At 68.8% G+C, this 23156-nt stretch carries 23 protein-coding genes; 10 read left to right on the forward strand and 13 right to left on the reverse strand.

The features are described 5' to 3' along the window. Window positions 1-6 precede the first annotated feature (6 nt). The 3 genes from ACAM42_RS32625 to ACAM42_RS32635 form a co-directional block, all read right to left on the reverse strand. The gene (locus ACAM42_RS32625) at window positions 7-915 is read right to left on the reverse strand and encodes a phosphoribosylaminoimidazolesuccinocarboxamide synthase (RefSeq protein ID WP_062478299.1); all 909 of its coding nucleotides are present in this window, start codon (window positions 913-915) and stop codon (window positions 7-9) included. A 100-nt stretch (window positions 916-1015) separates the two neighbouring features. Further along, window positions 1016-2080, reverse strand: coding sequence for a class II fructose-bisphosphate aldolase (fba, locus tag ACAM42_RS32630; protein WP_062478296.1), 1065 nt, complete (start codon window positions 2078-2080; stop codon window positions 1016-1018). A gap of 154 nt (window positions 2081-2234) precedes the next feature. Then, complete coding sequence (locus ACAM42_RS32635) at window positions 2235-2720, reverse strand: Lrp/AsnC family transcriptional regulator (protein WP_070063218.1); 486 nt, start codon at window positions 2718-2720, stop codon at window positions 2235-2237. A 144-nt stretch (window positions 2721-2864) separates the two neighbouring features. Here ACAM42_RS32635 and ACAM42_RS32640 point away from each other — a divergent pair, with 144 nt between their 5' ends. Then, on the forward strand, window positions 2865-3881 hold the full coding sequence (locus ACAM42_RS32640) for a 1-aminocyclopropane-1-carboxylate deaminase (protein ID WP_062478293.1): 1017 nt from the start codon (window positions 2865-2867) through the stop codon (window positions 3879-3881). 60 nt (window positions 3882-3941) lie between these two features. On the opposite strand, the gene pyk is transcribed toward ACAM42_RS32640, so the two are convergent. The 3 genes from pyk to ACAM42_RS32655 form a co-directional block, all read right to left on the reverse strand. Next, complete coding sequence (gene pyk / locus ACAM42_RS32645) at window positions 3942-5390, reverse strand: pyruvate kinase (protein ID WP_062478290.1); 1449 nt, start codon at window positions 5388-5390, stop codon at window positions 3942-3944. Window positions 5391-5495: 105 nt separating this feature from the next. Then, entirely contained in the window at window positions 5496-6689 is a 1194-nt protein-coding gene (locus tag ACAM42_RS32650) for a phosphoglycerate kinase (protein ID WP_139700730.1), read from the reverse strand. A gap of 92 nt (window positions 6690-6781) precedes the next feature. Then, window positions 6782-7690, reverse strand: a complete 909-nt coding sequence (locus tag ACAM42_RS32655; RefSeq protein ID WP_062478283.1) for a LysR family transcriptional regulator — start codon at window positions 7688-7690, stop codon at window positions 6782-6784. Between the two features lie 90 nt (window positions 7691-7780). Here ACAM42_RS32655 and ACAM42_RS32660 point away from each other — a divergent pair, with 90 nt between their 5' ends. Genes ACAM42_RS32660 through ACAM42_RS32685 form a run of 6 tightly spaced genes read left to right on the forward strand, consistent with a single transcriptional unit; the run spans window position 7781 to window position 13306 of the window. After that, window positions 7781-8335, forward strand: a complete 555-nt coding sequence (locus ACAM42_RS32660) for a VOC family protein (RefSeq protein ID WP_369630617.1) — start codon at window positions 7781-7783, stop codon at window positions 8333-8335. Continuing rightward, window positions 8328-9449, forward strand: a complete 1122-nt coding sequence (locus ACAM42_RS32665) for an alpha/beta hydrolase family protein (protein ID WP_369630618.1) — start codon at window positions 8328-8330, stop codon at window positions 9447-9449. The genes ACAM42_RS32660 and ACAM42_RS32665 overlap by 8 nt, the downstream gene beginning before the upstream one ends. A gap of 7 nt (window positions 9450-9456) precedes the next feature. Continuing rightward, window positions 9457-11115, forward strand: a complete 1659-nt coding sequence (locus ACAM42_RS32670; RefSeq protein ID WP_369630619.1) for an FAD-dependent oxidoreductase — start codon at window positions 9457-9459, stop codon at window positions 11113-11115. Beyond that, window positions 11112-11330, forward strand: coding sequence for a DUF2783 domain-containing protein (locus tag ACAM42_RS32675; protein WP_369630620.1), 219 nt, complete (start codon window positions 11112-11114; stop codon window positions 11328-11330). The genes ACAM42_RS32670 and ACAM42_RS32675 overlap by 4 nt, the downstream gene beginning before the upstream one ends. Beyond that, a complete protein-coding gene (locus ACAM42_RS32680; RefSeq protein ID WP_369630621.1) occupies window positions 11327-12292 on the forward strand; it encodes an MBL fold metallo-hydrolase in 966 nt (321 codons plus the stop codon). The genes ACAM42_RS32675 and ACAM42_RS32680 overlap by 4 nt, the downstream gene beginning before the upstream one ends. A 39-nt stretch (window positions 12293-12331) precedes the next feature. Continuing rightward, window positions 12332-13306, forward strand: coding sequence for a Bug family tripartite tricarboxylate transporter substrate binding protein (locus ACAM42_RS32685; RefSeq protein WP_369630622.1), 975 nt, complete (start codon window positions 12332-12334; stop codon window positions 13304-13306). A 10-nt stretch (window positions 13307-13316) separates the two neighbouring features. Here ACAM42_RS32685 and ACAM42_RS32690 read toward each other — a convergent pair whose 3' ends face one another. Genes ACAM42_RS32690 through def form a run of 5 tightly spaced genes read right to left on the reverse strand, consistent with a single transcriptional unit; the run spans window position 13317 to window position 16363 of the window. Continuing rightward, complete coding sequence (locus ACAM42_RS32690) at window positions 13317-13658, reverse strand: AzlD domain-containing protein (RefSeq protein ID WP_369630623.1); 342 nt, start codon at window positions 13656-13658, stop codon at window positions 13317-13319. Continuing rightward, entirely contained in the window at window positions 13655-14395 is a 741-nt protein-coding gene (locus ACAM42_RS32695) for an AzlC family ABC transporter permease (protein WP_062478259.1), read from the reverse strand. The genes ACAM42_RS32690 and ACAM42_RS32695 overlap by 4 nt, the downstream gene beginning before the upstream one ends. Beyond that, the gene (gene fmt, locus ACAM42_RS32700; RefSeq protein ID WP_369630624.1) at window positions 14395-15351 is read right to left on the reverse strand and encodes a methionyl-tRNA formyltransferase; all 957 of its coding nucleotides are present in this window, start codon (window positions 15349-15351) and stop codon (window positions 14395-14397) included. Before fmt ends, ACAM42_RS32695 begins: the two co-directional genes overlap by 1 nt. Next, window positions 15348-15845: a hypothetical protein gene (locus ACAM42_RS32705; protein ID WP_056577158.1), complete on the reverse strand. Its 498-nt coding sequence runs from the start codon at window positions 15843-15845 to the stop codon at window positions 15348-15350. The genes fmt and ACAM42_RS32705 overlap by 4 nt, the downstream gene beginning before the upstream one ends. Further along, window positions 15842-16363 (reverse strand): peptide deformylase, encoded by a 522-nt coding sequence (gene def / locus ACAM42_RS32710; protein ID WP_070063231.1) that lies wholly within the window; start codon window positions 16361-16363, stop codon window positions 15842-15844. The genes ACAM42_RS32705 and def overlap by 4 nt, the downstream gene beginning before the upstream one ends. 160 nt (window positions 16364-16523) lie before the next feature. Here def and ACAM42_RS32715 point away from each other — a divergent pair, with 160 nt between their 5' ends. The 3 genes from ACAM42_RS32715 (at window position 16524) to ACAM42_RS32725 (ending at window position 19608) form a co-directional block, all read left to right on the forward strand. Next, the gene (locus tag ACAM42_RS32715) at window positions 16524-17747 is read left to right on the forward strand and encodes a LysM peptidoglycan-binding domain-containing protein (RefSeq protein ID WP_070063232.1); all 1224 of its coding nucleotides are present in this window, start codon (window positions 16524-16526) and stop codon (window positions 17745-17747) included. A gap of 33 nt (window positions 17748-17780) precedes the next feature. Then, a complete protein-coding gene (gene dprA, locus ACAM42_RS32720) occupies window positions 17781-18923 on the forward strand; it encodes a DNA-processing protein DprA (RefSeq protein WP_369630625.1) in 1143 nt (380 codons plus the stop codon). A 148-nt stretch (window positions 18924-19071) separates the two neighbouring features. Then, window positions 19072-19608: a DUF494 family protein gene (locus tag ACAM42_RS32725; protein WP_369630626.1), complete on the forward strand. Its 537-nt coding sequence runs from the start codon at window positions 19072-19074 to the stop codon at window positions 19606-19608. A gap of 59 nt (window positions 19609-19667) precedes the next feature. On the opposite strand, the gene ACAM42_RS32730 is transcribed toward ACAM42_RS32725, so the two are convergent. Together ACAM42_RS32730 and secF are read right to left on the reverse strand one after the other, a co-directional pair. Continuing rightward, window positions 19668-22064, reverse strand: coding sequence for a DUF1631 family protein (locus tag ACAM42_RS32730; RefSeq protein WP_369630627.1), 2397 nt, complete (start codon window positions 22062-22064; stop codon window positions 19668-19670). Window positions 22065-22176: 112 nt separating this feature from the next. Further along, complete coding sequence (secF, locus tag ACAM42_RS32735; RefSeq protein ID WP_062478240.1) at window positions 22177-23139, reverse strand: protein translocase subunit SecF; 963 nt, start codon at window positions 23137-23139, stop codon at window positions 22177-22179. Between the last annotated feature and the right edge of the window lie 17 nt (window positions 23140-23156).

Here is a 23156-nt window from a genome sequence, read left to right on the forward strand (position 1 = left end):
AACAGATCAGCCGTGGGTGAGGCGGTCCAGCGCCTCGCGGTACTTGGCGGCCGTCTTCTCGATGACTTCGGCCGGCAGGCGCGGCGCCGGGGGCGTCTTGTCCCAGGGCTTGCCGTTGATCTTGGTGGCTTCGAGCCAGTCGCGCACGAACTGCTTGTCGTAGCTCGGCGGGTTGGTGCCGGCGGCCAGCGCGGCCTCGTAGCCCTCGACCGGCCAGTAGCGCGAGCTGTCGGGCGTGAGCACTTCGTCCATCAGCACCAGCGTGTCGTTCTCGTCCAGGCCGAACTCGAACTTGGTGTCGGCAATGATCATCCCCTTGGCGAGCGCGATCTGGGCCGCCGCCTCGTAGATGGCGATGCTGACCTCGCGGATCTGCTGGGCCAGCTTGGGGCCGACGACCTCGACCACGCGCTCGTAGCTGATGTTCTCGTCGTGCTCGCCGGCCGCGGCCTTGGCGGCGGGCGTGAAGATCGGGCGCGGCAGCTTGCTGGCGTTGGTCAGGCCCTCGGGCAGCGGCACGCCGCAGACGGCGCGGTTGTCCTGGTACTCCTTCCAGCCGCTGCCGGCCAGGTAGCCGCGCACCACGGCCTCGACGGGGATCGGACGCAGGCGCTTGACCAGCATCGATCGGCCCGTGACCTGCGCCACCTCGTCGGGCTGCACCACGCTCTCGGGCGCTTCGCCCGTCAGGTGGTTGGGGCACAGCGCGCCCAGGCGGTCGAACCACCACAGCGCCATCTTCGTGAGGATCTCGCCCTTGCCCGGGATGGGCTCGCCCATGATCACGTCGAAGGCGCTGAGCCGGTCGCTCGCGACCATCAGGATGCGGTCTTCGCCGACGGCGTAGTTGTCGCGCACCTTGCCGCGCGCAAGCAGGGGCAGGCTCTGGATGGAAGAGGTGTGAACGGTGGTCATGGACGGATGCTCGGCTGGGAAACGGTGACGGGAAAAGCGGATTGTGCGCGCAGAAAAAAGCCACCGCGAGCGGTGGCCTGCGGCGCGCAGTCTGTCTTCGTTAGATGACTTGCTGCGCCAGGTCGCCCTTGGCGTACTTGGCGGCAACGACCTGCAGCGTGTCGCCCTTGATCTTGGCGCCCTGGCCTTCGCAGCCGAACTCGATGTAGCGCTGCTTGCAGATCTGCTTGGCGGCTTCGCGCGCGGGCTTGAGCCACTCGCGGGCGTCGAACTTCTCGGGGTTCTCGGCCAGGAACTTGCGCACCGCGCCGGTCATCGCCAGGCGGATGTCGGTGTCGATGTTGATCTTGCGCACGCCGTACTTGATGGCTTCCTGGATTTCCTCGACGGGCACACCGTAGGTTTCCTTCATGTTGCCGCCGTATTTGCGGATGATTTCCAGCAGGTCTTGCGGCACCGACGACGAGCCGTGCATCACCAGGTGGGTGTTGGGCAGGCGGGCGTGGATTTCCTTCACGCGCTGGATCGACAGGATGTCGCCCGTGGGCTTGCGCGTGAACTTGTAGGCGCCGTGGCTGGTGCCGATGGCGATGGCCAGTGCGTCCAGCTGCGTGGCCTTCACGAACTGGGCGGCTTCTTCGGGGTCGGTGAGCAGCGACGCGTGGTCGAGCACGCCTTCGGCGCCGATGCCGTCTTCTTCACCGGCCATGCCGGTTTCGAGCGAGCCCAGGCAGCCCAGCTCGCCTTCGACCGTGACGCCGACCTTGTGGGCCAGCTCGACCACCTTGCGGGTCACGTCGACGTTGTAGTCGAACGAGGCGGGCGTCTTGCCGTCTTCGTGCAGCGAGCCGTCCATCATCACGGACGAGAAGCCCAGGTCGATCGCGCCCTGGCAGATGGCCGGGCTCTGGCCGTGGTCCTGGTGCATCACCAGCGGGATGTTCGGGTACTGCTCGATGGCGGCCTGGATCAGGTGCTTGATGAAGGCTTCACCCGCGTATTTGCGGGCGCCGGCGCTGGCCTGCAGGATGACGGGCGCGCCGGTTTCCTTGGCGGCCTCCATGACGGCCTGGACCTGTTCGAGGTTGTTGACGTTGAAGGCCGGAATGCCGTAGCCGTTGGCGGCGGCGTGGTCCAGCAGTTCGCGCATCGAGACGAGTGCCATGGGAAATACCTCGTGGGAATAGAAAAAGACGGGAAAAAGAGAAGGCGGAAAGTCGGGAGAAAACTACCCCGATTCTACCGAGCCCCCTTGTGGGACAGGGCCGACGCCACCCCGGGCGCCACGGGTACTGGCGCGCAGCTCTTTTTCAACTTTTTCAGATCGGCAACTGCGTGGTCGACAGCACCTGCTTGAGCACCACGAAGGTCCGGATCTGCCGCACGCCCGGCAGGTACAGCAGCTGCTCGGCATGCAGGCGGTTGAAGCTGTCGTTGTCGCGGGTGCGCACGAGCATGAAGTAGTCGAATTCGCCCGTGACGACGTGGCATTCGAGGCAGCCCGACACCTTCTGCGCCGCCTTCTCGAAATCGGCAAAAGAGTCGGGCGTGGAGCGGTCGAGCACCACGCCGATCATCACGAGCATGCCGACCTCGAGCGCGTCGGGGTCCAGCAGGGCGACCACGCCCTTGATGAAGCCCGCGGCCCGAAGCCGCTCGACCCGCCGCAGGCAGGCCGGCGCGCTGAGGTTCACCTTGGCGGCCAGCGCCACGTTCGACACCGAGGCGTCGCGCTGCAGGGCGCGCAGGATGGCGCGGTCGGTGCGGTCGAGCTCCGTCGGGGCACGCAACTTTGTTGTGCTCATGGCTTCCTTTCCGGATGAAAAGCCTTCTGTATGGCGATCCTGCCTTCTTTTTAGCGACGAAGCCAGCCAACTTCGCAAGCACATTGCAAAGCCTTCTTCCTACGATCGACAGCTTCAACCCTCACCGCTTTTGGAGCTGCGTCGATGAACCTGAAGAAATTCCCCCGCCACGCCCTGACCTTCGGCCCCACGCCGATCCAGCCGCTGAAGCGCCTGAGCGCCCACCTGGGCGGCAAGGTCGATCTCTACGCCAAGCGCGAGGACTGCAACAGCGGCCTGGCCTTCGGCGGCAACAAGACGCGCAAGCTGGAGTACCTGATTCCCGAGGCGCTCGAAGGCGGCTACGACACGCTGGTGTCGATCGGCGGCATCCAGTCGAACCAGACGCGCCAGGTGGCGGCCGTGGCCGCGCACCTGGGCCTGAAGTGCGTGCTGGTGCAGGAGAACTGGGTCAACTACTCCGACGCGGTGTACGACCGGGTCGGCAACATCGAGATGTCGCGCATCCTCGGCGCCGACGTGCGGCTGGACGCGGCGGGCTTCGACATCGGCATCCGCCAGAGCTGGGAACAGGCCATGGCCGACGTGCGCGCGGCCGGCGGCAAGCCCTTCCCGATCCCGGCGGGCTGCTCGGAGCACCCGCGCGGCGGCCTGGGCTTCGTGGGCTTTGCCGAGGAAGTGCGCCAGCAGGAGGCCGAGCTCGGATTCAAGTTCGACTACATCGTGGTCTGCTCGGTCACGGGCAGCACGCAGGCCGGCATGGTGGTGGGCTTCGCGGCCGACGGGCGCGCGGACCGCGTGATCGGCATCGACGCCTCGGCCAAGCCGCAGCAGACCTACGAGCAGATCCTGCGCATCGCCAAAAACACGGCCGAGCTGGTCGAGCTGGGCCGCGACATCACCGAGAAGGACGTGGTGCTCGACCGCCGCTTCGGCGGGCCCGAGTACGGGCTGCCGAACGAGGGCACGCTGGAGGCGATCCGTTTGAGCGCGCGCTTCGAGGGCATGCTGACCGACCCGGTGTACGAGGGCAAGTCGATGCACGGGATGATCGAGAAGGTGCGGCTGGGTGAATTCCCGGCCGGCTCGAAGGTGCTCTACGCCCACCTGGGCGGCGTGCCGGCCCTCAACGCCTACAGCTTCCTGTTCCGCAACGGCTGAACCAGACGGCGCAATGAAAAAGGCCGGCATGTGCCGGCCTTTGTCTTGTGGCGAACGAACTCAGCTCGCCCTGCAGATCTTCAGCATGTTGGTGCCGCCCGGCGCGCCCATCGGCTCACCGCAGGTGATGGCGTACACGTCGCCGCTTTGCACGATGCCGCGCTTCTTCAGGTGGCTCTCGGCTTGGCGCAGCGCGGTGTCGCGGTCGCTTTCCGAATCCATGAGCAACGGGCGCACGTTGCGGTACAGCGCCAGCTTGCGCTGCGTGGCCAGGCGTGAGGTCAGCGCGTACATGGGAATGTGCGCGCGGTGGCGGCTCATCCACAGGATGGTGGAGCCCGACTCGGTCAGCGCCACGATGGCCTTGGCGCCCAGGTGGTGCGCCGTGAACAGCGCGCCCATGGCGATCGACTGGTCGATGCGGCTGTAGGTCTTGCCGCTGAAGTCGGCGTCGAGCGTCTTGTCTTCGGCGGCCTCGGCGGCTTCGCAGATGCGGCTCATCTCCTGCACGGTCTCGAGCGGGTAGCGGCCCGAGGCGGTTTCGGCCGAGAGCATCACGGCGTCGGTGCCGTCGAGCACGGCGTTGGCCACGTCGCTCACCTCGGCGCGGGTGGGCACGGGGTTGGTGATCATCGACTCCATCATCTGGGTCGCGGTGATGACCACCTTGTCCATGTCGCGCGCCATGCGGATCATCTTTTTCTGCAGCGCCGGCACGGCGGCGTTGCCCACTTCAACAGCCAGGTCGCCGCGGGCGACCATGATGCCGTCGCTGGCGCGCAGGATTTCTTCCAGCTTCGGAATGGCTTCGGCGCGTTCGATCTTGGCGATCATGCCGGGCTTGTGGCCGTACTCGGCGGCCGCCACGTTGCACAGCTGGCGCGCCATTTCCATGTCGGTGGCGTTCTTGGGGAAGCTCACGGCCACATAGTCGGCCTGGAAGCTCATCGCGGTCTTGATGTCTTCCATGTCCTTGGCCGTCAACGCGGGCGCCGTGAGGCCGCCGCCCTGCTTGTTGATGCCCTTGTTGTTCGACAGCTCGCCGCCCAGTTTGACGGTGGTGTGCACCGCCTCGCCCTTGACGCCGTCGACCGTGAGCACGATCAGGCCGTCGTTCAGCAGCAGCTTGTCGCCGGGCTTCACGTCGCGCGGCAGGTCCTTGTAGTCGAGGCCGACGGCGTCGACATCGCCCAGCTCGGTGCGCGAGGCGTCGAGCACGAACTTGGCGCCGGGTTCGAGCCAGATCTTGCCCTGCGCGAACTTGCCGACGCGGATCTTCGGACCCTGCAGGTCGGCCATGATGGCCACTTCCCGGCCGGCCTTGCGGGCCGCCTCACGCACCATGGTGGCGCGGTCGATGTGGTCCTGCGCCGTGCCGTGGCTGAAGTTCAGCCGCACCACGCTGACCTTGGCCAGGATCATCTGTTCCAGCAATTCCGGCGTGCTGGAGGCGGGGCCGAGGGTGGCGACGATCTTGGTGGCGTGGCGGGGGATGCGGTCCGAGCTCATGAAGGGGGTCTCCGTTTTGTATTCGCTACTGTATACACTTTGTGTGTCGAACGGAAGTCAGTCGCCACGGGGGATTTCCCTCCCGTGGCCGGACCGCCGCCGGAATCAGCCGGCCGCGCGCTTGGCCAGGATCTCGAAGGCCGGCAGGGTCTTGCCCTCCAGCACCTCGAGGAAGGCACCGCCGCCGGTCGAGATGTAACCGACCTGCTTTTCGATGCCGTACTTGGCGATGGCCGCCAGGGTGTCGCCGCCGCCGGCGATCGAGAAGGCGCTGCTCTCGGCAATGGCTTGCGCGATGGCCTTGGTGCCGCCCGCGAAGGCGTCGAACTCGAACACGCCCACGGGGCCGTTCCAGACGATGGTGCCGGCTTCGCGCAGCTGCGCGGCCAGGATGGCGGCCGTCTTCGGGCCGATGTCCAGGATCAGGTCGTCCTCGGCCACGTCGGTGGCGGCCTTGACGGTGGCGGGCGCGTCGGCCGCGAAGGTCTTGGCCGTGACCACGTCCACCGGGATCGGCACGTCGGCGCCGCGCGCGCGCATGGCGTCGATCACGGCCTTGGCCTGGTCGAGCAGGTCGGGCTCGGCCAGCGACTTGCCGATCGACAGGCCCGCGGCCAGCATGAAGGTGTTGGCGATGCCGCCGCCGACGATCAGCTGGTCGACGTTGGCCGACAGGCTCTTGAGGATGGTGAGCTTGGTGCTGACCTTCGAGCCCGCCACGATGGCGACCAGCGGGCGCTTGGGCTGGGCCAGCGCCTTGGTGATGGCGTCGATCTCGGCCGCCAGCAGCGGGCCGGCCGCGGCCACCTTGGCGAACTGGGCGATGCCGTAGGTGGTGGCTTCGGCGCGGTGGGCGGTGCCGAAGGCGTCGTTCACGTAGATGTCGGTGAGCGCGGCCAGCTTGCGGGCCAGCGCTTCGTCGTTCTTCTTCTCGCCCTTGTTGACGCGGCAGTTCTCCAGCAGCACGACCTGGCCGGGTTTGACGTCGACGCCGTCGACCCAATTGGCCACCAGCGGCACTTCACGGCCGAGCAGCTCGCCCAGGCGCTGGGCGACGGGGGCCAGCGAGTCTTCGGGCTTGAACTCGCCTTCGGTCGGGCGGCCCAGGTGCGAGGTGACCATCACGGCCGCGCCGGCGTCGAGCGCCAGCTGGATGCAGGGCACCGAGGCGCGGATGCGCGTGTCTTCGGTGATGCGGCCGGCATCGTCTTGCGGCACGTTGAGGTCGGCACGGATGAAGACGCGCTGGCCGGCGGCCTTGCCTTGCGCACAGAGGTCGGTGAATCGAATGACGTTCATGGGTCTGAGGATGGTGAAAGACGGGACTGCCCGCATTGTAGTTTTCGCCCTCTGGCGCCCCTGCGCGTCTCTTGCGGGGCGGTGATGCTTTTTCAGGCCTTCGGCTGCGCGGTCGCGAACTGCTCCAGGATGCCGACGAAGCTCGCCGCCGCGGGCGACAGCGAGCGCCGCGCCGCGCTGTACACGCACACCTCGCGGTGGAAGTCGGGCGACTCGAGCCGCACCATCTGCAGCCCGTGCGCGCGCACCAGCGACGCCGAGTAGGTCGGGCACACGGTCAGCCCCAGCCCCGAGGCCACCATGCCCAGCGCGGTGGTCATGTACGACACCTCCTGCGTGCCCGGCCGCATCAGGAAGGCGCGCTCCTCGGCCCCCAGCTCGGGCAGCACGCGCTGGCGGAAGTCGCGCGTGGGCGCGATGAAGGTGTAGGGCCCCAGCTCGTGCCAGCGCACCTTGCGGCGCTTGGCAAAGGCGTGGCCGGGCGGGCAGATCAGCCAGTGGCGGTCGCGGAACAGCGTGCGGCGCTCGATGGCGGCGGCGTCCACCGCCACGTCCTGGCCCACGGCCAGCTCGACGTCGCCGGCCGCCACGCCCAGCAGCAGGTGCTCGGGCAGCGTGTCGGCCAGGCGCACGTCCACGTCGGGGTACGCCTCGCGGTAGGCGGCGATCACGCGCGGCATCAGCGTGCAGGCCATGAGCTGCGGCGCTGCGAGCCGCAACAGCCCTTTCTTCTTGTCACGCAAATCGGTCACGCCCGCGACCGCGCTCGTGAGGTCGCCGAGCAGCCGGTGCACCGACGGCAGGAACTCGCGCCCCGCCTCCGACAGCTGCACGCGCCGCGTGTTGCGGTCGAGCAGCTGCACGCCCATCTCGCGCTCGAGCTCGCGCACCAGCACGCTGAGCGCCGACTGCGTGAGGTGCAGCTGCCCGGCGGCGGTGGTGAAGCTGCCGGTTTCGGCCACGGCGGCGAAGGCGCGCAGCTGGCGCAGGGTGAGGTTCATATATACGGTTATTTCATCAATCGATGAATTAATTTCGATTGCATCATAAGACGCGGCATTGCCCAATCGCGGCCTCAACGGAGACACGACATGCCGACGACCGCCACCCCCACGGCGCCCCCACCCATTCGCGGGCTGCACCACTTCGCCTGGCGCTGCCGCAACAGCGAGGAAACCCGCCACTTCTACGAAGACCTGCTGGGCCTGCCGCTGGCCCACGTCATCAAGAACGACCACGTGCCGAGCACGGGCGAGTACTGCCCCTACGTGCACATCTTTTTCCAGATGCGCGACGGCGCGTACATCGCCTTCTTCGACCTGGGCGACGACACCGCCGCGCTGCCCTCGCCCAACACGCCTTCGTGGGTGAACCACATCGCGCTGCGCGTCGACTCGGGGGCCGACCTGCTGGCCGCCAAGGCGCGGCTCGAAGGCGCGGGCATCGAGGTGCTGGGCGTGACCGATCACCACATCATCGAGTCGATCTACTTCTTCGACCCCAACGGCATCCGCGTGGAACTCACCACGCCGACCGTGCCGCAGGCAGAGATGGACGCGCACGCGCGCCATGCCCATGCGGACCTCGACGCATGGACCGCGCGCAAGGCGGCGCTTCGCGCAGCGAAAGGCGCGTCGCATGTCTGAGCTGCAACTTGCCGTCATCGACGTGAAGCCCGGCGCGGCCATGGACAGCCAGTCGGGCCTGCAGCTGCTGCGCCCGCGCATCTACGGCGCCTTCCGCGCGCCGCCGGGGCCGAAAAAGATCGCGGCCATCGTGATGCACCCGACCAGCAACTTCATGGGCCACTACCTCATCGGCCCGCTGGCCGAGCGCGGCATCTGCTGCCTGGGCCTGAACTCGCGCTTCGTCGGCAACGACACGGTGCTGCTGATGGAGCGCGCGATTCAAGACCTGGGCGCCGGCGTGCAGTACCTGCGCGCGGCCGGCTACGAGAAGGTGTTCCTGGTCGGCAACTCGGGCGGCGCGGCGCTCTCGGCCTTCTACCAGGCGCAGGCCGAACGACTCACGGCCACGCACCTGCCCGACGGCGACCCGACGCACCTGCACCCCAGCGACCTGCCGCCCGTGGACGGCCTCGCGCTGTGCGCCGCGCACCTGGGCCGCACGCGGCTCATGCGCGACTGGATCGACCCGTCGGTGACCGACGAGCACGACCCGCTCTCGGTCGACCCCGATCTCGACATGTACGACCCGCGCCACCGCGTGCCCTACGAGGCCGACTTTCTCGCGCGCTTCAGCGCGGCGCAGAAGGCGCGGATGGACCGCATCGAGCAGTGGTGCCTCGAGCGCCTCGCGCTGCTGCGCAACACACCGGGCGCACCGCGCGACCAAACCTTCGTCGTCTACCGCACGCACGCCGACCCGCGCTGCGTCGACCTGTCGCTCGATGCGAACGCGCGCCTGCCCGGCAGCGTCTGGGGCGACGCGCGGCAAGTGAACTACTCGGCCAACGCGATGGGCCGCACCACCTCGCTCACCGCGTTCCTCTCGCAGTGGTCGTCGCGCTCGCAGGCCGACGGGCCCACCAACCTCGCGCGCACCACGGTGCCGAAACTGCTGCTGACCTACACCGGCGACCAGTCGACCTTCCCCAGCACGCGCGACGCCTGGATGGCCGCGGGCGGCGCGCGCATCCGCAACGTCGACATCGTCGGCGGCAACCACTACATGGCGGGCCAACCCGAGCTGATCCCGCTGGCGGCCGACGCCATCGCCGAGTTCGCGCACGCGCTGTAGAAGAGCCATGGAAAACTTTGCATTCACGCCGGCCTACGAACTGCCGGTCTGGCCCTTCACGCCGCCGCCCGAGCTGAACGGCACGACCGTCGTGCGCCACCCGGTCGTGATCGTCGGCGCCGGCCCCTCGGGCCTCACGCTGGCTTGCGACCTCGCGCAACGCGGCGTGCGCGCCGTGCTGCTCGACGAGGACGACACCGTGGGCGTGCGCGGCGCCTCGTCGCGCGGCATCTGCTATGCGCAGAAGAGCCTGGAGATCTTCGAGCGCCTGGGCATCTGCGAGCGCATCGCGGCCAAGGGCGTCATCTGGTCGTTCGGGCGCACCTTCTCGGGCAACGAGGAGGTCTACAACTTCAACCTGCAGGCCGCGAGCGTCTCGACGCAGCCGCCCTTCATCAACCTGCAGCAGTTCTACATCGAGTGGTTCCTGGTCGATCGCATCCTGGAACTCGGCGTGACCGACCTGCGCTGGAAGAGCCGCGTGACGCGCGTCGAGCCGCTGGCCGACGGTGTGCGCATCGACATCGAGACGCCCGCCGGCAGCTACACGATCGAGGCCGACCACCTGATCGACGCGACCGGCGCGAACAGCCCGATCCGCACGCAGCTCGGCGTGGCATCGCATGCCTCGCGCAGCACCGACCGCTGGTGCATCAGCGACGTGCGCTTCGAAAAACCGCTGCCCACCGAGCGCTGGACCTGGGTCGACGCGCCCTTCAACGAAGGCCGCGGCGTGTGGCAGCACCTGATGGCCGACGGCGTGTGGCGCATCGACTACCAGATGCCCGAGGACTGCGACCCGGCCGAGATCAGCCGCCCCGAGGTGGCCGGCGCGCGGCTGCGCGAACAGCTCGGGCCCGACGTGGCGTTCGAGTTCGTGTGGATCGGCCCCTACGGCTACCGCGACCACCTGCTCGAGCGCTTCCGCCACGGCCGGGTGTGCTTCATCGGCGACGCCGCGCACGTGGTGAGCCCTTTCGGCGCGCGCGGCGGCAACACCGGCATCCAGGACGCCGCCAACCTCGGCTGGAAGCTCGCGCTGGTCGCGCAAGGGAAGGCCGGCGATGCGCTGCTCGACAGCTACGACGCCGAGCGCCGCCCGGCCGCGCAGGAGAACCTGACGGTCACGAGCCGCTCCGCGCGCTTTCTTGCGCCGCGCTCGCCGGCCGAGCACACGCTGCGCCGCGCCGTGGTGGCGCTGGCCAAGCGCCACACCTTCGCGCGCGCGCTGGTCAACACGGGCCGCATGTCGGTCGCCAACGACTACCCCGCCGCGCCGCTGCTGCCCGAGGGCGGGCGCACGGTGCAGAACCTGCCGCTGCATTGGGCCGACGGGCGCCAGACCACGCTGATGCAGCTGCTGGCCGAGGGCACGCAGTGCCTGGGCCTGTGGTTCGCGCCGACGCGCGCGCAGGCCCAGGCCGCGAGCGATGCCACGGCCGCACTGCCGCTGCGCCTGCTGGCCGTGGGCGGCGACAGTGGCCTGCCGACCTTGCAGGCCGACGAAACGCTGGCGCGCCACCTCGGCATCGACCCCAGTGCAGCGAGCGGCTTCGTGCTCGTGCGCCCCGATGCCTACCGCGCCGCCGTGCTCGCGCAGGCCACACCCGACACGATCAACGCCGTCGTCCACACGGCGCTCGCACTCACCGCTTCGTCCTCATGATCACCGAGCCCCGCATCCCCGACCCCGACGGCTTCTACGCCGCCCTGCTGGCCGCGCACGAAGGCCGCACCGAGGCGCAGAGCGCCGACCTCAACGCGCGCCTCGTGCTGCTGCTGGCCAACCAGTGCGCCGACCAGGCCGTGCTGCTCGCGTGCATCCGCGCGGCGACCGAGGCCGGCGACGACATCCCCCCGACCACGACACCCATCCCATGACCGCCACCGTCTCTTTCGCTTCCGCCTCCGACACCCGCGAGCAGAAGCCCCGGCTGCAGGAACTCGCGCCGGGCGCCTACGGCTACATCAGCGACTTCGATCCCAACTGCGGCTTCGTCGTCGGCGACGAGCAGGTGGTGCTGATCGACACCCGCCCCACACCGCGCATGGCGCGCGACTTCCTCGCGGCGATCCGCAGCGTGACCGACAAGCCGATCCGCACCATCGTGCTCACGCACTACCACGCGGTGCGCGTGATGGGCGCGAGTGCCTTCGACGAGGTGCAGGAGATCGTCGCCAGCAACGGCACGCTCGACTGGATCCGCACGCGCGGCCAGGCCGACTTCGAATCGGAAGTCGGCCGCTTCCCGCGCCTGTTCGCGGGCGTGGAAGAGATTCCGGGCCTGACCTTCCCGACCACGGTCTTCGAACGCGAGATGACGCTGCCGCTCGGCGGCGGCCGCGAGTTGCGGCTCATGGCGCTGGGCCGCGGCCATTCGAGCGGCGACACCGTGGCCTGGCTGCCCGACAGCGGCGTGCTGTTTGCGGGCGACGTGGTCGAGAACCACTGCGGCGTGTACGCGGGCGACGCCTACATCGGCGACTGGGCCGGCACGCTCGACGCGGTGCGCGCGCTGCAGCCGCGCGTGCTGGTGCCGGGGCGCGGCGCGGTGCTGCAGGGCGAAGGGGCCTGCGCCGAGGCGATCGGACTCACGAAGGACTTTCTCTCCACGCTGCTCGACAGCGTGCGCGCGGGCATCGCCGCGGGCGAGACGCTCAAGGGCTGCTTCGCGCGCGCCGAGGCGGCCATGACGCCGCGCTTCGGCGGCTGGCCGGTGTTCCAGCACGTGCTGCCCTTCGACGTCTCGCGCGCCTACGACGAGCTGCGCGGCATCGAGCACCCCGTCGTGTGGACCGCCGAGCGCGACCGCGAGCTCTGGCAGATCCTGCGCGGCACCTGAGCCGCCCCCTTTTCAACAAAGCAACGGAGACAACAAACGATGAAGCGCTTCCTTCCCCTGCTGGCCGCGACCCTCGCGCTCGCCGCCGCCCCCTTCGCGTCGGCGCAACCGGCGGCCTACCCCAGCCAGCCCGTGAAATGGATCGTGCCCTACGTGGCCGGCGGCGGCACCGACAACCTCGCACGTTCGCTGGCCGAGGCCATGCAGCCGTCGCTGGGCCAGCCGCTGATCATCGACAACCGCCCCGGCGCGTCGACCAACATCGGCGTGTCGGTGATGATGCAGGCCAAGCCCGACGGCTACACGATCATGCAGGCCGAGAACGCGGCGCTGCTGTTCAACGAGCACATGTTCGCCAAGCTGCCCTACAAGCCGGCGACCGACTTCACCTACATCGGCACCATCGGGCGCTTCCCGGTGGCGCTGGTCGTGCACCCCGACTTTCCCGCGAAGAGCGTGGCCGAGTTCGTGCGCTACGTGAAGGCCAACCCCGACAAGGTGAGCTACGCCTCGCCCGGCAACGGCTCGCCGCACCACATGGCGATGGAGCTGTTCAAGCAGAAGGCGGGCCTGACGATCACGCACGTGCCGTACAAGGGCGCCGCGCCCGCCATGACCGACGTGATGGGCGGCCAGGTGCCGACGATGATGCTCGACCTGGCCTCGGGCCTGCCGATCATCAAGTCGGGCAAGGTGCGCGTGCTGGCCATCGCGCTGCCGCAGCGCGCCAGTGCGTTGCCCGAGGTGCCGACCTTCGTCGAAGCCGGCTTCAGCGACGTCAACGCCTACGCCTTCCACGGCCTGATCGGCCCGGCCGGCATGCCGCCCGAGGCCGTGGCGCGCATCAACACCGAGCTGCACAAGGCGATGAAGGCACCGAAGGTGGTGAAGCTGTTTGCGGAGTTCGGCTTCGAGGCGCTGCCCGGCACGCCGCAAGACTTCTACAAGCTCTCGCGTGCGGAGAGCGAGCGCTGGGGCAACATCATCAAGACCGCCGGCGTGAAGCTCGACTAGTCTGAGCCGATCACCAGCCCAGGCCGAGGTGCAGGGGCAGGTAGACGGCCATGCCGGCCAGCATCGTGCCGAGCACGCCGCGCCGCCAGAAGTAGTAGGCGCCGCCGACGACCGCTGCGTAGAGGCGGGCGTCGTGCAGCGTGGTGATCAGGTGGCCCTGCGTCATCACGATCTCGGGTGCGATCACGCCGGCCAGCGCGGCGGCCGGCGCGTAGTGCAACGCGCGGTGCGCCCACTCGGGCAGGCCCCAAGGGCGGTCGAGGATGAAGAAGAAGCAGCGCGTGAGCACGGTGACGCCGGCGAGGCCGGCGATCACGGCCAGGGTCCACCAGTCGGTGCCGCCGCCGCTCACTTGTCGTCCTCCGCGTCGGGGTCGAGCCCGAACTGCTTTTCGAGCCAGAAGCACAGCAGCACCGCCACGCCGATCGCGACCACGATGTTGAGCTTGAGCGGCAGCGCATAGGCCGCGACCGCCGTGGCGCCCGCGATGAGCGCGGCCAGCACGCGCAGCCGCGTCGTCGCCATCGAGCAGACGATGGCGACCAGGCTCAGCACACCGGCAAAGCCCAGGCCCCAGGTCTGTGGAATGAGGTTGGCCAGCGCGATGCCCAGCAGGCTCATGCCCATCCACGCGCACCAGGTCACGAAGTAGTTGCCGGTGAGGTAGGCCTCTTGCGCCAGCCGCTCGGCGGGCGTGGTCGGCGGGGCCGTGTACTGCTTCGTGAAGAGCGCGTAGCTCAGGTCGGCCGTCAGGTAGCCGTGCAGCAGGCGGCGCCAGCGCGGCATGTGCATGAGGTAAGGCCGCAGGTGCAGGCTGAACACCACGAAGCGCAGGTTGACGCAGAAGCCCGTCGCCAGGATCACCCAGGCCGGCGCGCCCGCGGCCAGCAGTGGAATGGCGGCCAGCTGCGAGCTGCCGGCGTAGACGAACAGCGTCATCGCCACGGCCTCGAGCACGCTCATGTCCGACTTGACCATGGCCACGCCGGTCATCAGGCCCCAGGCGCCGATGCCGAGCGCGGCCGAGGCCATGTCGCGCATGCCGGCGCGGAATTCGGGCTGGCGGCGCAGCGTGGGCGAGAGGAACATCAGCCGAAGACCTGGCCGGCCTTCAGGTCGAAGCCGCGCAGGAAATCGGCCGCGGGCAGGCGCTTGCCGCCCGGGCGTTGCAGTTCGGTGAGCACCACGGTGGCGTCCGACGCCGCCACGGCGACGCCCGTTGCATCGGCCGAGATGATGGTGCCGGGCGCGGCGCCTGCAGGGCCGGGCGCCACGTGCGCGGCCCAGAGCTTGACGGTCTCGCCACCGAGCGGGCTGTTGGCGCCGGGGAACGGATCGAAGGCCAGCACGCGGCGCACGATGGCCGCGGCCGGCTGCGTCCAGTCGATCAGCGCTTCGTGCTTTTCGACCTTGTGGGCGTAGGTGATGCCTTCGGTGGGCTGCGGCGTGCGAACCAGCTGGCCGATCTGCGCCAGTGCCTCGACCACCATGCGCCCGCCGAGCGCGGCCAGCCGGTCGTGCAGGCGGGCGGTGTTCTCGCCGGGCGCGATGTCGAGCGCCTCGCGCAGCAGCATGTCGCCGGTGTCCAGGCCGGCGTCCATCTGCATGATCGTGATGCCGGTCTGTGCGTCGCCGGCCTCGATGGCGCGGTGGATCGGCGCCGCGCCGCGCCAGCGCGGCAGCAGGCTGGCGTGGATGTTGAGGCAGCCGTGCGCCGGCAGGTCGAGCACCCACTGAGGCAGGATCAGCCCGTAGGCGGCGACCACCATCACGTCGGGCTGCCACGCCAGCAGCGTGTCGCGCGCGGCGGTGGCCTCGTCGGGGTGCTTGCCGTCGAGCCGCAGGCTGCGCGGCTGGGCCACGGGCCAGCTGTGGGCCACGGCGCACTGCTTGACGGGCGAGGCCTGCAGCTTCATGCCGCGGCCGGCGGGCCGGTCGGGCTGGCTCATCACGCCGACGATGTCATGGCCGGCGGCGGCGATGGCCTCCAGGGCGACGCGCGCGAACTCGGGCGTGCCCGCAAAAACGACTTTCAACGCGCTCAATCCCGGATCCGTTCGAATTCGAGGTCATCCCCCGTGTGGTACCGGCGCACCACGCCGGTGGGGTCGATGTAGATATAGAGCATGCGGCGCTCGTTGATGGCCTTGTAGCGCCAGGTCCAGACGGTGCCGTCGAAGGAGCTGACGCGGCTGATTTCGTAGGGCTTGCCGTAGAAGGCCAGCACCTCGTTCTGGCGCCAGCGGTCGACCTGGATGTCGTGGCCGAAGCGTGCCTCGGTCAGCACCTGGGTCACCGAGACGACCTTGCCGGACGCGTCGAGGTCGATGTCGACCACCTCGAAGCCGGCCGGCATGCGCGAGTACTGCAGGCGCTCGCCGCCGCCGTTGAGCGGGTAGCGGCCGGTGGGCGCGCCCAGGCGCTGCAGGGTTTCGGCGGCGGAGGTGCCGGGCTGGATGCGCGTGGGTTCGCTGACGCAACCTGCCAGGAACAGCAGTCCGGCGGCGGCCAGCGAGGACCACGCAGCCCGGTGGCTCATGCCCGTGCTTCTTTCATGTCCTCGCGCTGCTGCTTGAGGAGCTTGCTCTTGATACGGTTGCGCTTGAGCGGCGACAGGTATTCGACGAACACCTTGCCCATGAGGTGGTCGAGCTCGTGCTGAATGCACACGGCCAGCAGGCCGTCGGCCTCGATGGTGTGGGTGTTGCCGTCGGCGTCGAGCGCCTGGACCTTCACCGAGGTGGAACGCATCACGCCGTCGTAGATGCCGGGCACCGAGAGACAGCCCTCTTCATTCAGCACTTTTTCGTCGCTGGCCCAGGTGATTTCGGGGTTGATGAGCACGATCGGCTCGTTTCGCTCTTCGGAGACGTCGATCACGACCACGCGCTCGTGCACGTCGATCTGGGTCGCGGCCAGGCCGATGCCGCTCGCGTCGTACATGGTTTCCAGCATGTCGGCGACCAGGGTCTTGATGCGCGCGTCCACGCCCTGCACCGGCTTGGCCACCGTGTGCAGGCGCTTGTCGGGGTAACTCAGAATGATTCGTTTGGCCATGAAATCGGGGGGAAGTTGTGGCTATTTTCGCCAATTCCGCGACGCGTCGCGGCGCATTGACGCGAAAACGTTGCCCTTGCAAGGGCTTCGGGCGCAGAATTCGTAGCAAATTGTGAGATTCGTATGCGCCACGATACTTCGTGCGCTCACCCATCCAGACATGACACAGCCCAGCTCCACCGAACACCAGCGCCCGACCTTCTTTGCCTTCTGGACGGCCGCCCTGGCAGTGGCCGGCAGTTGCGGCGCCACGGCGGCCTGGGCGCAGACGACCTACCCGGTCACGCCCCAGCAGCGCGCCACCGCCCAGCAGACCGCCCAGGCCGGCGTGCCGTTGAGCGAGCTGTCGCCGAAGGCGCCCGACGAGTACACCGTCAAGCCCGGTGACACGCTCTGGGCCATCTCGCGCCTGTACCTGCTGCGCCCCTGGCGCTGGCCGGAGCTGTGGGGCATGAACATCAACGAGATCCAGGACCCGCACCGCATCTACCCGGGGCAGGTGCTGTACCTGGACAAGAGCGGCGGCCGCGCGCGCCTGACCACGCGCCGCGGCGTCTCTGGCGGCGACGGCGGCACCATCAAGCTGTCGCCGCGCACGCGCTTCGACTCGCTCGCCGGCATGGCCCTGCCCACGCTCAACCCGAGCCTGATCGAGCCCTTCCTCAGCGAACCCATCGTGGTCGATGCCAACACGCTCGACGCCGCGCCGCGCATCGTGGCCGGCAATGACAGCCGCGTGCTGCTGTCGCGCGGCGACCGCGCCTATGCGCGCGGCAATGCCGAATCGCCGCTGGTCGAGAAGCCGGGCCCGGTGCAGCACTACCGCATCTTCCGCAGCGCCACGCCGCTGAAAGACCCCGGCACCGGCGAAATCCTCGGCTACGAGGCGCAGTACCTGGGCAAGGCGCAGCTGCAACGCGGCGAATCGACCACCATCGAGACGACCGGCGACAAGGACGTCATCACCGTCGTGCCGGCCAGCATCGACATCATTGCGTCGCGCGAGGAAATGCGCGCCGGCGACCGCCTGCTGCCCGAGCCGCCGCGCCAGCTGCTGAGCTACGCACCGCGCGCGCCCTCCACCCAGGTGGACGGGCGCATCGTGTCGGTCTACGGCAATGCCGTGCAGTACGCGGCGCAGAACCAGGTCGTGGCCATCAACAAGGGCACGCGCGACGGCGTCGACAACGGCCACGTGCTGGCCATCCTGAAGAACGGCGAGACCATCCTCGACCGCACCGGCGCCCGCAAGGAAACGATCAAGCTGCCGAACGAACGCATCGGCCTGCTGATGGTGTTCCGCACCTTCGAGAAAGTCTCGTACGCACTCGTGCTCGAAATCAACGACACTCCCCGCGCCGGCGACTTCCTCGTCAATCCCTGACACGCGCCTGAGGCTTCTTTCTCGCACACTCGTTTGGAACGCGCAGAACTCGCAGGCTGGCTGCGACTTTCACTGACACCAGGCGTCGGCGACGGCGCCGCACGCCGCCTGCTGGCGGCCTTCGGGCTGCCTGACGCGATCTTCGCGCAGCCCGAGGCAACGCTGTGCGAAGTCGTCAGCACCGCCCAGGCCGCCGCGCTGAAGCAGCCGCCCTCCGGCCTGCAGGCGCAGGTCGACCAGACCTGGCAATGGCTGCACCCCGCGGACGACCCCACCGGCGGCGCCATCACGCGCCGCGTCGTGACGCTCGGCGATACCGGCTACCCGGGTTCGCTGCTCGAAATGGTCGACCCACCGCTGATGCTCTATGTGCTCGGTGCCGCCGCCTTCGACCTCACGCAACTCGGCCGCAGCCTGGCCGTGGTCGGCAGCCGCAACCCGACGCCGCAGGGCGCCAGCCACGCGCGCGCCTTCGCACGGGCGCTGGGCGAAGCGGGCCTGCCCGTGGTCTCGGGCCTGGCACTCGGCATCGATGGCGCGGCGCACCTGGGCGCGCTCGACGCGGCCGGCGACGCCCCGGTGCTCGCCACGGTGGCGGTGGTCGGCACCGGCCTGGACCGCGTGTACCCCGCGCGCCACCGCGACCTCGCGCACCGCATCACGCTGCAGGGGCTGATCGTGAGCGAGCTGCCGCTGGGCACGCCGCCGCTCACGCAGAACTTTCCCAAGCGCAACCGCCTCATCGCGGGCCTGGCGCGCGGCACGCTGGTGGTCGAGGCCGCACTGGCGTCGGGCTCGCTCATCACCGCGCGCCTCACGTCGGAACAGGGCAAGGAAGTGTTCGCGATCCCCGGCTCGATCCACTCGCCGCAATCGCGCGGCTGCCACGCGCTGATCCGTCAGGGCGCGAAGCTGGTCGAGTCGGTGAACGACATCCTCGAAGAACTGCCGCCGCTGGCGGCGCCCGCTCGCACGCCTTCCACCGACACGCCTTCGCCGGCCCCGGAGCATCCGCTGCTCGATGCCCTCGGCTTCGACCCGGTGAGCCTCGATGCGCTGAGCGCACGCACCGGCTGGAGTGCGGCCCAGCTGCAGGCGAAGATGCTCGAGCTTGAACTCGACGGGCATGTCTCGCGGCTGCCCGGCGGCCTGTTTCAAAGAGCCGCCGTCGGCTGACGCCCGGTCCGCGCCCGCTTTTTCGTGGAACACCGCGGAACCGGCTTTGCCGGGCCGCTGGTGTTGCCCCCGGTAGGGGGTTGGCGCAGCGACACGAAGTGCGCGAAGACTGGGGGCGAGCAACGGTTTCCTCGGCTATATTGGGCCCATGTTCGAAGTGCTCGTGTTTGTGTATGAAAACTACTGGCGCGGCGATGCCTGCCCCGAACCCGAACAGCTGGGCCGCAAGCTCAGTGCGCACGGCTTCGAGGCGGACGAGATTCGCGACGCCCTGCAGTGGCTCGACGGCTTGAGCCTGGCCACGCAAGGCCTGCAGTTTGAACACCAGGCCAGTGAAGGCGATGACGACAACGCCATCACCGCCGCCCGCGTCACGCTGCGCGGCGCGCCCGAAGCAGCGCTGCCCCAGTCGAGCCAGTCGATGCGCGTGTACTCGCCGTCGGAACAGGAACACCTCGGCGCCGAGTGCCTCGGCTTCATCCGCTTTCTCGAACTGTCGAATGTGCTGCCCTGCGGCCTGCGCGAGATCGTCGTCGAGCGCGCGATGGCCGCACCGGGTGACCCGGTGGCATTGGACGAACTCAAGATCATCGTGCTGATGGTGCACTGGAGCACGGGCATCGAGCCCGATGCACTCGTGCTCGACGAGCTCTGCGAGAGCCGCGAAGGCCGCACGGCGCACTGAACTCGCCCCCAGGCAGTGCAAGCCCTCCCCGGAACAGACGAGAACCGCCGCGCGGCTGACTAGTTCAGCAGCCGCTCGGGATTCGCATCGAGCTTCGCCAGCGCCTCGCGCGTCGCGCGCGCGGTGAGCGTTTCTTCCTCGGCCGGCACCAGCAGGCCGGCCTGCAGGTACATCGCCAGCCGTCCGGCCTGGATGAGGAAGCTGCGGCCGTCGGCCGAGGCGAACAGGTGCAGCTGCTTGCGGTCGCTGCGCCAGACGAACTGGACCTGGGTCACGCGGTCGTTGTGGTCCAGCATGAACCAGTTGCCGACCTGCAGTTCGTGGGTCCACGCGAGCATGTCCTCGGCCACCTTGACGCCGGCGGTGTCGGAAATGACCTCGATCGCGGTCGCGTCCACGCCGAGCAGCAGTTCGATGCTCTGGGCGTCCAGCGGCAGGCTGGAGGCGCTGCCGTCGTCGGTCACGAAATCTTCCAGGTGCGCCAGCCGCTCGGCCATGGCCTCGATCTTGGCCTGGGGAATGGCTTCGGTCTTCGACATGAAGGCGTCGGTGAGCGTGGCGCCGATGGTCTTGATGTGTCCTTCCTGCGGCTCGCCGACGATGCCCAGCAGGTCCATGCCCTGACGCAGGCGCTGCAGCAGCTGCGGCAGGTCTTGAATGACGCGGGCGCGGTCGGCGCGGTTGGGCTTGGCGCTCGCGGCCCAGACCAGCTCGGAGGCCACGCGCTTGAGCATCACGGTGTGCTCGCCCTGCGCGCCGTAGCGCAGCGCGGCGATGGCCAGCACCTCGGCCCAGACCTTGAACAGGAACTCGCGGATCTCGTCGCGCACTGGCATGTCGTTGAGCATCTTGCGCAACTCGATGGTGTACTGGATCGCCATCGTCTCCTTCTGCTCGACCTGCTGCGCCACGCTCATGACGCGCTGCGTGGCGTCGCTCTGCGTGAGGTAGCGGCTGAGAAAAGCGACGAACTCGTCGAACACCAGCTTGAACACGCGCTGGCCGGTCTCGGGGTACTGCTCGATCACCTGCACCACGCGCTTGATCTCGTTCTCGAGCGCGCTGCCGGTGATGGCGGCGGCGTCGAAGCCCATCACGCACGAGCCCATGCGGTCGATCAGCATGCGCGCGGGGTGCTGCAGGGTGCCGAAGAATTCGGGCTCGGCGATGGCCACGCGCAGCACGGGCATCTGCAGCCGCGCGAACCAGACGCGCGCGGAGAACGGAATGCGCTCTTCCGCGAGGATGGCCTGGAACATCAGCGCCACGATCTCGACCGTGGCCTTGTCGGCCGTGGTGGGCGCGCGCTTCTTGAGCTCGGCGGTGCGCCGGCGCAGGTCGACGGCGGTCTGCTGGATCAGCGTGGCCTGCTCGCCGCCGCCGTCGATGTACTGCGTGGCCGCCATGCGGTAGGCGACCTCGGCATCGGCGATGGCGCCGGCAAAGGTGCGTGAAAACACGCGGGGCGCGGCCACGCCGCCGCCGGTGCCGGTCGTGCCTCCGCCCGGTTGCGAGGCGCCGGCCTCGCCGCCGATGCGCGCGGCGACAAAGCGCTTGAGGCTCAGCAGCGCGGTCTGCGCGCGCTGCCGCGCGAAGGCGAGCGGCGAGCTGCCCATCATCGAGCTGGAGGCCGGCCCCGACGACGGCACGGACGCCGCATGCGAGGCCTGGAAAGCGAAGCCCGGACGTTGCTGTTGCGATGGCTGCTGGCCGTGCGGCATCGCCGCACCTGCCGACGAGCCTTGCCCGATCGGCATGCTCGACGACACCGGCATGCCCATGGACGACGGGCCGCCGCCCGAATCGCCCGTGCGGCGCACGAAGCTCTTGAGGTCGATTTCGGGCATCACGCCCTGCGCGATCAGGAAGGCGTTGGCGCTTTCGTAGGCCTTCACGACCACGTCCGCCAGCGCCTGCTGCACCGTGCCCTGCACGCGGCCCCAGGCCTCGCGGCTCAGGCCGGCGGCCAGCCACTGTTCCACCAGCAGCTTGGCCAGCGTTTCGGGCTTGAGCACGTCCCGGGCATCGAGCTCGTGCGTGCCTTCGAGGTGCTGGATGCGCAGGCGCAGGTCGCTGAGTTCGAAGCTGGCCTTGTCGTGGATGGTCTGCGCGAGGCGCGAGGCAAGGATGTTGCTCTCGACCACCTCGTCGCCGATGAGTTCCAGCCGCAGCGCCGCGGGGGCCGACGAAGTGCCGCCCGCTGGGCCCGTGCCCAGCGCCTTGCGCCAGCCGGTCTGCGCCAGCGACACCCACTGCGATGCATGCCCCTGGAACGCCACGAGGTCGTCGCGGCTTTCCTGCATGGTGCGCGCGCTGCCGACATCGGAGGCCACCGCGGTCAGCCGGTCGCGAATGGCCTGGGCCAGCGGAGCGATCGCACCTTCCGTGGCCGCCACGAAACGCTCACGCGCCTCGCGTGCGAGCTGCAGGGAAGAAACGGACCGCGCAGTGCTCATTGATGGATCGGAAAGGCCGGAGAGAACGGTTCATCGGCGACAGCCCCGAGCTTGCATCGGGATGCGCCACCGCACAAGTGCGGGTGACGCGAAGCTGGCGCCGAAGTATCCCTCAGACGACGGCGCCGGCGTTCGGGTCGTCGCCGCCGGAGTCGCCGTCGCGCTTGACCGGCGGGCCCTTGATCAGGTCCTCGCGCTTCACGCCCAGCCACATCGCGATCGCGGCGGCCACGAAGCACGACGAGTAGATGCCGAAGCAGATGCCGATGGTCAGCGCCAGCGCGAAGTAATGCAGCGTGGGGCCGCCGAAGAAGAACATCGACAGCACCACGAGCTGCGTGGAGCCGTGGGTGATGATCGTGCGGCTGATGGTCGAGGTGATCGCGTTGTCGATGACTTCGGTGGTCGTCATCTTGCGGTAACGACGGAAGTTCTCGCGCACGCGGTCGAAGATCACGACCGACTCGTTCACCGAGTAGCCCAGCACCGCCAGCACCGCCGCCAGCACCGCCAGCGAGAACTCCCACTGGAAGAAGGCGAAGAAGCCCAGGATGATCACCACGTCGTGCAGGTTGGCCAGCACGGTGGACAGCGCGAACTTCCATTCAAAGCGGAACGCCAGGTAGATCATGATGCCGATCACCACCATGGCCAGCGCCTTGATGCCGTTGGAGGTCAGCTCGTCGCCGACCTGCGGCCCGACGACCTCGATGCCGCGCTGCGTGGCCGACGGGTCGACCGACTTCAGCGCCTGCATGACCTGCGCGCTCTGCTGGTCGGAGCTCATGCCCTTCTGGGTGGGCAAGCGGATCTGCACGTCGCGCGAGGTGCCGTAGTTCTGCACCTGCACTTCGGGATAGCCGAGCTTGGTGACGGCCTCGCGCACCTTGCCGATGTCGGCCGATTGCTCGTAGGCCACTTCCATCACCGTGCCGCCGGTGAACTCCACCGACAGGTGCAGCCCGCGGTGGAACAGGAAGAACAGCGCCAGCGCAAAGGTTGCGAAGGAAATGATGTTCAGCACCAGGGCATGGCGCATGAACGGGATGGTCTTGTGGATGCGGAAGAATTCCATGGCGATGGTCCTCGGCC

Origin of the sequence: Variovorax sp. V35 (genome assembly GCF_041154465.1) — a bacterium.
GTDB lineage: Bacteria > Pseudomonadota > Gammaproteobacteria > Burkholderiales > Burkholderiaceae_C > Variovorax > Variovorax boronicumulans.